At 43.9% G+C, this 11,703-nt stretch carries 14 protein-coding genes; 7 read left to right on the top strand and 7 right to left on the bottom strand.

Features of this window, described 5'->3' with window-relative positions; translation table 11 throughout:
• Positions 1–57 precede the first annotated feature (57 nt).
• Complete coding sequence (locus tag MHN32_RS00460; protein WP_010605857.1) at positions 58–1,158, bottom strand: phosphoribosylaminoimidazolesuccinocarboxamide synthase; 1,101 nt, start codon at positions 1,156–1,158, stop codon at positions 58–60.
• Between the two features lie 188 nt (positions 1,159–1,346).
• Between MHN32_RS00460 and MHN32_RS00465 the strand changes: the two genes are divergently transcribed.
• Genes MHN32_RS00465 through MHN32_RS00475 form a run of 3 tightly spaced genes read left to right on the top strand, consistent with a single transcriptional unit; the run spans position 1,347 to position 3,905 of the window.
• A complete protein-coding gene (locus MHN32_RS00465; protein WP_010605858.1) occupies positions 1,347–2,039 on the top strand; it encodes an ABC transporter ATP-binding protein in 693 nt (230 codons plus the stop codon).
• Positions 2,033–3,388, top strand: a complete 1,356-nt coding sequence (locus MHN32_RS00470; RefSeq protein WP_239420577.1) for an ABC transporter permease — start codon at positions 2,033–2,035, stop codon at positions 3,386–3,388. Before MHN32_RS00465 ends, MHN32_RS00470 begins: the two co-directional genes overlap by 7 nt.
• 10 nt (positions 3,389–3,398) lie before the next feature.
• Positions 3,399–3,905, top strand: a complete 507-nt coding sequence (locus MHN32_RS00475) for a DUF3299 domain-containing protein (RefSeq protein ID WP_010605860.1) — start codon at positions 3,399–3,401, stop codon at positions 3,903–3,905.
• 99 nt (positions 3,906–4,004) lie between these two features.
• On the opposite strand, the gene MHN32_RS00480 is transcribed toward MHN32_RS00475, so the two are convergent.
• Positions 4,005–4,238, bottom strand: coding sequence for a hypothetical protein (locus MHN32_RS00480; RefSeq protein WP_010374281.1), 234 nt, complete (start codon positions 4,236–4,238; stop codon positions 4,005–4,007).
• A 254-nt stretch (positions 4,239–4,492) separates the two neighbouring features.
• Here MHN32_RS00480 and MHN32_RS00485 point away from each other — a divergent pair, with 254 nt between their 5' ends.
• From MHN32_RS00485 to MHN32_RS00500, 4 genes are all read left to right on the top strand, one after another.
• Complete coding sequence (locus tag MHN32_RS00485; RefSeq protein WP_235366773.1) at positions 4,493–4,810, top strand: helix-turn-helix transcriptional regulator; 318 nt, start codon at positions 4,493–4,495, stop codon at positions 4,808–4,810.
• Between the two features lie 45 nt (positions 4,811–4,855).
• Positions 4,856–5,029, top strand: coding sequence for a hypothetical protein (locus tag MHN32_RS00490; protein WP_167310199.1), 174 nt, complete (start codon positions 4,856–4,858; stop codon positions 5,027–5,029).
• A gap of 283 nt (positions 5,030–5,312) precedes the next feature.
• Positions 5,313–5,996, top strand: coding sequence for a hypothetical protein (locus tag MHN32_RS00495; protein WP_174170473.1), 684 nt, complete (start codon positions 5,313–5,315; stop codon positions 5,994–5,996).
• A 44-nt stretch (positions 5,997–6,040) separates the two neighbouring features.
• Positions 6,041–6,265 (top strand): hypothetical protein, encoded by a 225-nt coding sequence (locus tag MHN32_RS00500; protein WP_017218402.1) that lies wholly within the window; start codon positions 6,041–6,043, stop codon positions 6,263–6,265.
• A gap of 70 nt (positions 6,266–6,335) precedes the next feature.
• Here the strand turns inward: MHN32_RS00500 and MHN32_RS00505 are convergent, their stop codons facing one another.
• The 5 genes from MHN32_RS00505 to gmk form a co-directional block, all read right to left on the bottom strand.
• Positions 6,336–6,926, bottom strand: a complete 591-nt coding sequence (locus tag MHN32_RS00505; protein ID WP_239420578.1) for a biliverdin-producing heme oxygenase — start codon at positions 6,924–6,926, stop codon at positions 6,336–6,338.
• A gap of 120 nt (positions 6,927–7,046) precedes the next feature.
• Positions 7,047–7,439 carry a RidA family protein gene (locus tag MHN32_RS00510; protein WP_010374286.1) on the bottom strand — a complete coding sequence of 131 codons (393 nt, stop codon included), beginning with the start codon at positions 7,437–7,439 and terminating at the stop codon, positions 7,047–7,049.
• 10 nt (positions 7,440–7,449) lie between these two features.
• Entirely contained in the window at positions 7,450–9,552 is a 2,103-nt protein-coding gene (spoT, locus tag MHN32_RS00515) for a bifunctional GTP diphosphokinase/guanosine-3',5'-bis pyrophosphate 3'-pyrophosphohydrolase (RefSeq protein WP_239420592.1), read from the bottom strand.
• Positions 9,553–9,800: 248 nt separating this feature from the next.
• A complete protein-coding gene (rpoZ, locus tag MHN32_RS00520) occupies positions 9,801–10,076 on the bottom strand; it encodes a DNA-directed RNA polymerase subunit omega (protein ID WP_010374289.1) in 276 nt (91 codons plus the stop codon).
• A gap of 102 nt (positions 10,077–10,178) precedes the next feature.
• Positions 10,179–10,802 carry a guanylate kinase gene (gmk, locus tag MHN32_RS00525; protein ID WP_010605867.1) on the bottom strand — a complete coding sequence of 208 codons (624 nt, stop codon included), beginning with the start codon at positions 10,800–10,802 and terminating at the stop codon, positions 10,179–10,181.
• Positions 10,803–11,703: the final 901 nt, after the last annotated feature.

Below are 11,703 nucleotides of genomic sequence, written 5' to 3' on the forward strand. Positions count from 1 at the left end.
AAGTGGATTGAGGAAATTGCCCTAATAAACTTGTCTATCAGGGCAATTGAAAAATAATTAATCTATTAAACCGTACTGCTTATCAAGAATATCAATAACTTCTTGGCGAGGATCCGCAGGGATCGTTAGTTCACGGCCAACGATTTTACTTGCGATCCCAACGTAAGTTTCGCTTACCGACATCATCACAGCTTCTGGCAAAAGATAATCGCGAGCAAGCGCTTCTCGCTCAGGCATGCGATCTTTATTCAGCAGCACATCGCTATCTGGTACGTTGTTTATCAATAGCTGGCGGAAACCTTCTTTTGAGTTTTCAACGATCTTACCATCGCGATAAGCAGGGCCATCCCAAATACGTGACGAGTCAGGCGTACCGACTTCATCAATGTAAATTAGGCGCTCTTGGCCGTCTTTATCTTCAACGTAACCAAACTCAAATTTAGTATCAACAAAGATCTGATCAAGCTTCTCAAGCTCTTTACTGATCAGAGTAAAGCCCTCGGTTAGCAACTGCTCGTACTTATCCACATCTGCCGCAGATTTAAAGTTGAACGCTGCAAGGTTATCTTCAATGTTTTTACGAGAGATGTTTACGTCATCCACTTCTGGTACGTCTGCTAAACCTTTGATGATCCCTTTGGTTGATGGTGTGATTAAGACATCATCTAGTTTTTGATTGGCCTCTAAACCTGCTGGTAATTGCAAGCCACAAAACTCCCTTACGCCCTTTGCGTAATCGCGCCACATACTGCCGGTAATATATTGACGCGCAATCGCTTCAACTCTTACCGTACTGGCTTTGCGCACAATCCAAACATAAGGATGTGGAATATCAACAATGTGATTACCTGCAAGGCCAGCTTTATCAAAAAGTGAAAACCAATGGGAAGCAACGCTGTTAAGCGCAATGCCCTTACCCGGTACACCGTTAAGACCATTTTCACCTTGCCAAATACAATCAAACGCTGAAATACGGTCTGAAATGACCATAATTGCCAGCTCTGTACCAACCGGGACTTGATAGCCTTTTTCTTCAATTAAACGTGCACTGTCGGCGTCGGTTAACCAATAAACTGAACGTACTTTACCACTGTGAACCGCACCTTTAGTGCGAATTGGAAGATCGTCATTAACGTCTAAAACTTTGTAGCTACTCATTGTTACTCCAATGACAGGATGCGCCTTGCTAAAGGGCACAAAATAATGAGGGGGTTAGGGTCGCTATAATAGTCGAGCTGAACAAAAATCACAATTTAACTTACACGCTTGTTGTTGAGCTTAACTTAGTTTTGCTTTAGTCATTATTGTTATACCATCACAACATTATTTGCCAGCGTTGAGGCGTTATGCTTACGATATCTCAATTACAGTTTACATGGCCTAAGTCGAGCACCCCGGTGCTAACCATACCTAAGCTACATATCGCCCGAGGTGAACACGTGTTTTTACATGGTCCAAGCGGCAGCGGTAAATCGACTTTGCTTGGATTGATTGCCGGCACCTTGGATTGCCAGCAGGGAGAAATTGAAATTGCAGGTACAAACGCGAGCGCACTGAGCCGTGGCCAACGAGATAAGTTTAGAGCCGACCATATAGGTACTATTTTTCAGAACTTTAATTTGTTGCCCTATTTGTCGCCTATTGAAAACGTTACCCTTGGCTGTGAATTTTCCAAAAAGCGCAGGCAAAACATCTCCTCACAGAATAAATCGCTTGAGCAGGAAGCCAAACTTCTGCTCTCTGATCTTGGTATAGACGAGCACACTCAGCAGCGCAGTGTCGCGGAGTTAAGTATTGGCCAACAGCAGCGCGTAGCCGCCGCTCGCGCATTTATTGGCAGGCCCGAAATAATTATTGCCGATGAGCCAACCTCAGCCCTCGATGCCGACAGCCGTGATGGATTTATTAAATTACTCTTTAGCCAAGCCGCAGTTTACAGTGCATCTATTCTCTTTGTCAGTCACGACAAAAGCTTAGCGCCGTTATTTGATAGGCAAATAAGCTTACCTGATTTACAACAAGGAGCACCGCTATGCTAATCAAACTTGCGTGGAAAAGTACGCTAAACCGAAAAGCCAGCGTTGCCCTAACTCTAGTGACCATTGCAATTAGTGTCATGTTACTGCTGTCGGTTGAGCGTGTACGTCAAGACGCAAAATCCAGCTTTGCGAACACTATTTCTGGCACTGACTTGATTGTCGGCGCACGTACTGGTGATATTCAGCTTTTGCTTTCAAGCGTATTTAGAATTGGTCATGCCAATAACGCCGTACAATGGCAAAGTTACGAGTACATCAAGGCACAACGCGGTGTTGCTTGGAGCATTCCCATTAGTTTAGGCGATAGCCACAAAGGCTTTGCTGTGCTGGGCACTGATGCAAGTTACTTCAGTCATTATCAATACGCTAAAAAACAACACCTCACCTTTACTGCTGGTCGACCATTTCACAATGGCCAAGAAGTGGTGCTTGGGGCTATGGTCGCAAAAAAGCTGGGTTATCAACTGGGACAAAAAATCGTCATTTCTCATGGCATGGGCAATACCAGTTTCCATCATCATGATGACAATCCGCTGGTTATTTCTGGCATTTTGGCAGCCACGGGAACGCCGGTAGATAAAACGCTACATGTGCCATTAAGTGCCATCGAGAGCATGCATAGCTCAGGCCACAGCAAGCCATCTCGAATGGTTGCACGAAAGCAGGATGCAACGCACCACGAGCATGAGCATGAGCATGAGCATGAGCATGAGCATGAGCATGAGCATGACAGTAAAAACAATAGCGCTTTACTACACAACCTCGACTCTAAGCCCGGTGATTTAATTGGCTCGACAAAGCAAATCACTGCATTTTTACTTGGTTTTGAGTCACCACTTTATACCCTACAAGTGCGCAGAAATATTAATCAATATAAAGGTGAGCCTTTACTGGCAATTATGCCGGGGGTGACATTGAGAGAATTGTGGGAAATGCTAGATATTGTCGAAAAAATCCTGCTGCTTATCACCCTTGCTGTGGTGTTGATAAGCTTACTTGGCATGTTGACCTCATTGCTCGCCACGTTGAATCAAAGGCGTCGAGAACTTGCTATCCTACGCTCCGTTGGTGCGCGGCCTTGGCATATTTTTACACTTCTCATTAGCGAAGCAATTTTTATTACCGTGTTAGGATGTGCTTTCGGTGTAGCACTTTTTTATACCTTGCTCATTGCTGCCCAATCCGGCCTACAAAGTCAATTTGGTGTAGTCCTAAGTATCTCAGCGCTCTCAACCTATGAACTCACGCTACTAAGCGTTATTATAGGTGCAGGTACTTTGATCGGCGCCATTCCTGCCGCCCGTGCTTATTTTTACTCGCTTGCCGATGGCATGCAAATTAAAACCTAAGAGGATCAAGATGCAGTTAACCGCACGAACTCACGTTTTTTACTTCATTGCATTCATCACTGCGATGGTATTCAGTGGTATTGCAAATGCGGCACCACCTAAAGAGATATTCTGGGAAGATTTAATTCCAAAAGGGCATGTCCAGATCAGCAATCAAGACGCAGCAAGCCATGATGGCGCCGAGCAAAATTGGGTGCAACCTGACTTAGACGCCCCAGTCGTCAAAGAGTTAGACGGCCAACTAGTCAGCTTACCCGGCTTTGTTGTACCACTTGAAGGTGACAGTGAAGTGATCACCGAATTTTTGTTGGTTCCCTACTTTGGCGCTTGCATCCACGTGCCGCCTCCGCCGCCAAATCAAATCGTTCATGTCAAAATCAAAGGCGGTGTTCCGATTGAAAGCCTATATGATGCAATCACAGTCAGTGGCACGATTAAGGTTTCTACTTGGAAGGGCGACATCGCGCAAACAGGTTATATGATGGAAGCCAAAGGCGTCGCGCCATTTGAGCTCTAAAAGTCATATAAATCACTAAAAAAGAGTGCCAATACTTAATTGAGCTAGATTGGCACTCTTACCACTGCAAAACATACAATTTTATTTCTTTTATTTACCCTACTCAGTGGCAGGAACACTGGCATACACCAGTTCGATGAGATTATTCATGGTTCGCGACTTTTGCATATACGCCTTTTCCATATACGCCAGCTCCTGAAGCTCAAATAAGGTACTCTCTACAAGAGAAAACCACTTAGTGGTCGTCTCAGCTATCTCAACCTCTCCGCGACTCGATTTTTTAAGTGCTTCATAGAGAATATTTAAGTCGTTATATTGACGTAGATAATCCATATCACCCTCAGTCAGTTGTTACCCTTGTTTCATTTCACACTACAGTAACAAAAGCCTCGCTAAAAAATCTTGTCGAACCAACTTTTCTATTAAAATGATGAAAATAAAGTGAAAAGTATAAGTGTATTTCTGAGCGCCACTTTCAGATCTTACTAATTAAATTTCCTCTTGCAGAAACATTTTTATTGATTACAATTACAAATTAACAAAGATTACACATAAAAATAACTTGGGTGGCACTGAGCAGACTCCCCATGCAAGAAAGGACTAAATTGGTGGGCAATCCCTATTTTAAATATAACGGTGACGACCTTAGAAGAATGCGCCTTGCTGCCCAAAAAACCACGCAGCAAATGGCTGACCTTGTGGGTATTAGCCGCCAAACCTACGAAAACTATGAAAATGGTGTAAGCCGTATACCTTGGGATCACTTTCAGGTTTGGTGTAGGTACTGTGATATTGACCTTTCTCCCATTATTAAACAGTTTCAAGCGCTACGAAGCTTAATTAGTGATACCCAATTAAGACGCAAAAGCCCGACCTCTCCTGATGCAAAGAAAGTGGAAGAGTAAGTAATCATGTTTTCAGCTGGTTTAAGTAGTAAAAGGATTAAAAGAATGAAATTTGGAATGCAAAAAAAACTTAGTAAGGCAATAAAAATCAAAAAGTTACCAATGTATAGTTTAAAGTCCATTAAAGGTGGCAGCCTAGGAGTGGTTAAACATGACCCTCGAACTTCCTCTATGGCTTCTCATGGCGGAACAGTAGTAGATCCAAAACTAGGCACATAAGCTACTTCAGCTTTACAAAATATTCTCAATAGGTGAGTTTCAGAGTACAGTATTAACGATTTTAACCACTGCAAAAACTAAAAGGAATACTGCCATGATACTTTTGAACCACTTTAAGACCCATAAAAGCCTTATTTCCACAAAAAATAAAATAAACAGTATACAACTTATTGGCACTAAAAGCGCGAGTCAGGTTAGAGGTGGCAGCACAGGAAAACAGGTGGATGATCCCAAACTGAACCAACCGAACTCCGATGACGGTGCTAATTAAAGGGAATAAATAGTGAATAAAACGTATTATTTTGCAATTGTTTTTGCTCTGCTTTGGTGCTTTTTAGCATTCGTACATCATTCTTTCGGGCGCTTCGTTGACATACCTATTTTACTTTTAATTTTATCGTTTACGTTCCTAGCCAGAGAACAGTTAAATATTCAACATATTAGTACCTGTATTCTACTGGTTATGCTCATAGAGCTGGCAGGCTTTGAGCTGATATTAGCTAAACTACTAGTTGATGAAAAACCTTTCTATCAAAATCTAGCAATTTATTTACTACAGTTAATGTGCGACCTATGTCTATTCTTTTATTTTAAAAATAGAGTTCGCTTATCCTTATATTATGTTGAACGACGCAACCCTGCTCAGCGTGAATATATCTACATGACACATGCGGATATCTTATTGGTGGGTGTTTTCTTCCTATTTATACTCGTAGATATAGCTGCTTTTTCCGAGAACATAATTCGTAACTTAGAGTATTTGGGTATTGAAGAAAGCTTTGCAAAACAATTCTGGCATTGGGGTTTTGTATTCAATAGTTATCCATACCTAAAATCTGTATTGCTTTCACTCGTCATAACCACTCTATTGGCTACTATCTATGTTGAACGTTTTCGTCCTGCGCCAATTAAAGAAAGTGAAGAAGACTCAACGCTTAAAAAATCCGAGCCACAGCATAGGTCATAGTGATCTGTGCTGCTTTTACCCTAAATCAATTGAAGGAATAAACGATGGATTTAAAACTGAACAAAAAGCAATTGAAGTCATTAGCAGGTAGTAAGCTAATTTTGGATAACAACAAGACCCGTGAGATTGGTGGTGGTTGTTCCTACTATTGTAGTCGCGACTTAAACTGTGACACCGATGGCCCAACGATGGCCTGCCCATCTAAGGCGTTAGCGTGTGTTCCTGAGCCAAATACATTACATTGTGATTGCCCGACCAATATGTGCTAGTCACTAACCTGTCGCGACACTATGTCGCGACAACAACCCTGTTATTCTCCGTTCAACTTATACAATTGTATTAAGCATAGACCTCTGCTTGATACTGCTGAAAACGCATAAAAGCCTGACGAGCGCCGGTGATCAATGCATCTTCTTGTGCACTAGTTAACTCAACCGTATCGATAAATTGAATTAAGTGACGCCACGCACTGCCGCGCCCGGAACCTGGGCCTGCTAAGTAACGCGCGCCATACTCACCTGTGACGGGCAAACGCGCCTGCACTTGACGCCCAAGCATCGCGGCCCCAACCTTAGAGCCTTCAACGACATAAAGCGCTCCCAAAGCAGTCGCAAACTCGGTTGAAGTTGTGATAAACGGCGACAAAGACGGCACAGGTAATGTGTGCTGTAAGTCAGCAAAGTCCTGCTCTAACAACCCAAGCCGTCGGCGCGATTTGAGATCGTCAATATGCATAGAGAGTTCACGGTGCTCATATAATGCAGCGACATCGTTAAGAAACAGGTACTGAAGAGTCAAAAACTGGAGATAACGCTCAATGCTGGCAAACGGGTCTTTTGCCATAATGCTGCTATCTATACTGTCATGAAGATCAGCAGTACTTGCTTTTAATTTCAATGCACGGCTAGTAAGTGCGCTGGCTGCGGTCATGGGACTTCCTGTAATGTAAAGCGAGGGGAAAATGAGTGGACTGTGTTGGCTTTTTGAAAAGCCGCTCCAGCGATTGACACTGGAGCGAAGAAATATATCTAACTATTAGCTAACCTGAGGTTAGTTAGTTGAAGGTAACTCCATAATGCCATCAATCTCAACTTGTGCGCCTTTTGGTAGTTCTTTTACACCAATTGCAGCACGAGCTGGATATGGCTTTCTAAAATACTGAGCCATGATCTCGTTGACCGTTGCAAAGTTACTCAGATCAGTTAGGAAGATATTAACCTTAACCATATCTTGTAACTCGCCACCAGCCTCTTCACATACTGCGATAAGGTTTTTGAACACTTGGTGCGTTTGCTCTGCAAAATCTTCAGAAATAAATTCCATCGTCTCTGGCACCAATGGAATTTGACCAGATAAATAGACCGCAGTACCAACTTTTACCGCTTGGTTGTAAGTGCCAATTGCTGCTGGCGCTTTATCTGTTGAAATAATAGCTTTGTTCATTAATGTTCCTTTATTTTTTACGATACACGCGTTGTACATCTGGCATCACTCGAATTCGGCGCATAATATCAGCAACATGAATTCGGTTTTTCACGGTAATACCTAAATCAATCACGTATAAATTACTTTCTTTTTCGTCCGTTGCGATTTCGACAATATTAGCTTGAGTCGTCGCAACCACATTGGTTAATTTAGCCAACGCACCTTGGTGGTTAATAATTTCCACACGCAGCGCTGCTATATATTCTTTCTCTGGGTTGTCTTCCCACTTCACGACGAAGTACTTCGAACGCTCGTTGCGCCAACCCTTAATATTTTTACATTCTTGGCGGTGAACCATTAGGCCTTTGCCTTGGCTCATATATGCTGTGATAGCGTCACCCGGCACAGGGCGACAACATTTAGCATAGGTTACCAACATGCCTTCTGTTCCGATTATCGCGGCTTTAGCACGTTTAGCAATATCTTCTACCGCATTATCATCTTGCAGTAAACGCTTCGCTATCAATACACTCATGATATTGCCACACCCAATCTCAACCAGCAGCTCCAACAAGGTATTGAGGTTATGCTCTTCAAGTACGTTGTCGATTTGCTCTTGAGCAATATCATCTAGCTTATACTCACCCAGTGCCGAGTCGAGTAAACGGCGGCCTAGTTGGATCGCTTCTTCTTCTTGTTGGCTCTTGAGGTAATTGCGGATCCCAAGGCGTGCTTTACCCGTTACCACAAAATTCAGCCAAGTAGCGTTAGGGTGTGCACCTGAGCTAGTAATAACCTCGACCGTTTGGCCGGTATCGAGCGCTTTACTCAAAGGATAAGGCTTACGGTTTACACGAGCACCCACGCAGGTATTACCCACATCGGTATGCACGGCATAGGCAAAATCTACCGCCGTTGCGCCCATAGGTAACTCGACAATACGGCCATCTGGCGTAAAGACGTAAATTTCTTCTGGGAATAATTCGGTTTTAACGTTTTCCACAAATTCAAAAGACGAGCCTGCACTTTGCTGCAGTTCAAGCAAGCTTTGCATCCACTGACGCGCACGCTGCTGCGCGGTATGGCCGGCATTATCGCCTGACTTTTTATACATCCAGTGCGCCGCTACCCCTTTATCCGCCATATGATCCATATCGTGAGTACGAATTTGGATTTCTACCGGAATACCGTGCGGGCCTACCAGCGACGTATGAAGCGACTGATAACCGTTGGTTTTCGGTACGGCAATATAGTCTTTAAAACGAGTTTCAATTGGCTTATATAAATTATGTGCAACGCCTAGCACACGGTAGCAAGTATCTAGGTTGTCGACATTGATCCTAAAGGCGTAAATGTCCATCACCTCGTTAAACATTAACTCTTTATTCAGCATCTTGCGGTAAATACTGTATAAGTGCTTTTCACGGCCTTTTACTGAGCCTTGAATACCCGCTTCTTCCAGTCTAGATTCAATCTCAGACTGAATATTGCTGACCACTTCTTTACGATTACCACGTGCTTTTGCGACTTCTGAACGTAACGCACGATAGCGCATCGGATATAACGCCTGAAACCCGAGGTCTTCTAACTCATTTTTAATATCATGAATACCAAGGCGGTTTGCAATTGGCGCATAAATCTCTAGTGTTTCGCGGGCAATTCGACGGCGCTTGTCAGGACGCAAAGCACCTAGCGTTCGCATATTGTGCGTTCTGTCTGCAAGTTTAATAAGGATGACACGAATATCCTGCGTCATCGCCATGATCATCTTGCGATAGTTTTCGGCTTGGAACTCTTTTTTATCTTTGAAGCTCAGTTTATCGAGCTTTGACACCCCTTCCACCAACTCAGCGACCGTATCACCAAAGATCTCTGCTAAGTCGTCTTGGCTAAAGTCAGTATCTTCAATAACATCGTGCATCAGCGCAGCCATGAGTGTTTCATGATCAAGCCTCATGCTCGCAAGGATCTGGGTTACTTCTACTGGGTGAGTGATATAGGGCTCACCGCTAGAGCGCGTCTGTCCCTCGTGTGCCTCACGGGCCACGACATAGGCTTTTTGCACCAAATCGACGTCTTCTGGTGACAAATATTCTGAGATTTTCTTTTTGAGGCCTTCAAACAGATACATTCACACTCCAATGTTTCAGAGAAGCTATACTCGGCGAGTATAAAACGGGTTACAAGCTAGTTACTTAAGAATATACGATGAAACACCAGCAATGCCAATGAACAATTTATGCTACTTGTTAGGAAGTTAAAGGCGTTACGCGTTGTGTAATGTGCTGGCGATTTATACCAATTTGCTTAATTTCAATTGCTATAAAACAATAATGCCAGCAAAAAAGCTGGCATTATTGAATCTAGACAGTGGTTGGATTAGCGATTGCCACCAACGATTGCAGCTACTGCAGCAAGCTCTGCAGCTTCTTGATGCTGCTGCTCTTCACGGTCGATAATATCAAGCGAGTCAGTGGTTACAAAACCTTGCTCAATTTCACGTAGCGCGATTACGGTTGGCTTGTCGTTTTCAGCATCAACCATAGGATCTTTACCGCCTACAGAAATTTGGCGAGCGCGACGCGCTGCTACTAAAATCAAGTCAAAGCGGTTACCAATTTTATCTACTGCATCTTCTACAGTTACGCGAGCCATCGAAGCACTCCAAATTCAGTTCATTATGCAAAAGGCTAGTTTACTGTATGTCTAGCCTTTCGCCAAGTATTGATGGTTAAAAAACCTCAGGTTTAAAAGTAATTATTTTAGCAAGTCAGCGATAAGCGCTTGATGACGGATAGACTGTGCTTGTTGCTCAAGTCTTGCGGCAATCACAATATGTTCAAGCTCACCGCGTGTTTGCTCAAAGTCATCATTGACAAGAATATAGTCAAACTCGTTGTAATGTGAGCTTTCTGATTTCGCTTCAGCCATGCGACCTGCGATTACTTCTTGAGAGTCTTGACCACGACCATTTAAGCGCTTTTCTAGCTCCGCAGTTGAAGGAGGTAAAATAAAGATGGTCTTTACTTCAGGCATCAACTCACGCACCTGACGCGCACCCTGCCAGTCGATATCTAAAAACACATCAATACCAGCGGCAAGCTGATCTTCTATCGCTTGTTTTGAAGTGCCGTAGTAATTTTCGAATACTTGCGCCCACTCAAAGAAATCGCCTTTATCGATCAGCTGCTTAAATTCATCAACCGAGACAAAATGGTAATGTACGCCGTTTTCTTCGCCTGGACGAGGAGCACGCGTAGTGTGAGACACCGACACTTTAATATCGTCGTGCTTTTCCAATAACGCTTTGATTAAACTTGATTTACCCGCACCAGAAGGCGCAGAAAGGATAAACAGATTACCGCGTGTAGGTGATGTCATAGTCATTCTCAACAATAAGTACCGGCCGAGTGGTATTGGTTTACTCAAGTCTGCCGCAGAGCTAAAAGCGGGCATTATACCGAGTAACGTATAAGAATACACTAGGGATGAGAATAAGGAAAAGTCGAGGAATAAATTCAGCGTTGTGAGTAACCCAGAAACCTATCACTGTGCTAAATTTATTCCTCTAAAACAGAATGTTATTTTGCTGTGTAAAGCTGCTCCTACCAAAGTATTCACCCAGTAGGAGCGAGTTCACCTCGCGATCTTTTCACTGCTCACCGCGTGAAACGGCTCCTACCCAAGTATTCACCCAGTAGGAACGAATTCACCTCGCAATCTTTTAACCGCTCGCCGCCTAAAGCATCTCCTACCCAAGTATTCACCCCGTAGGAGCGAGTTCACCTCGCGATCTTTTCACTGCTCGCCGCGTAAAGCATCTCCTAGCAAAATATTCACCCAGTAGGAGCGAGTTCATCTCGCGATCTCTTAACTGCTCGCCGTGTGAAGCAGCGCCTACCAGAATATTCACCCAGTAGGAGCGAGTTCACCTCGCGATCTATTAACCCCTCGCCGCGTAAAGCAGCTCCTAACAAAATATTCACCCAGTAGGATCGAGTTCACCTCGCGATCTTTTAACCCCTCGCCGCGTGAAGCGGCTCCTACCCAAGTACTCACCCAGTAGGAGCGAGTTCATCTCGCGATCTTTTAACCGCTCGCCGCGTGAAGCGGCTCCTACCACGGTGTTCACCTCGTAGGAACGAGTTCACCTCGCGATCTTTTAACTGCTCGCCGCGTGAAGCGGCTCCTACCAAAGTATTCACCCAGTAGGAACGAGCTCACCTCGCGATCTTTTCACTGCTCGCCGCGTAAAGCATCTCCTAACAAAATATTCACCCAG

The sequence above is a fragment of the Pseudoalteromonas sp. Of11M-6 genome (assembly GCF_022347905.1).
Lineage (GTDB): Bacteria > Pseudomonadota > Gammaproteobacteria > Enterobacterales > Alteromonadaceae > Pseudoalteromonas.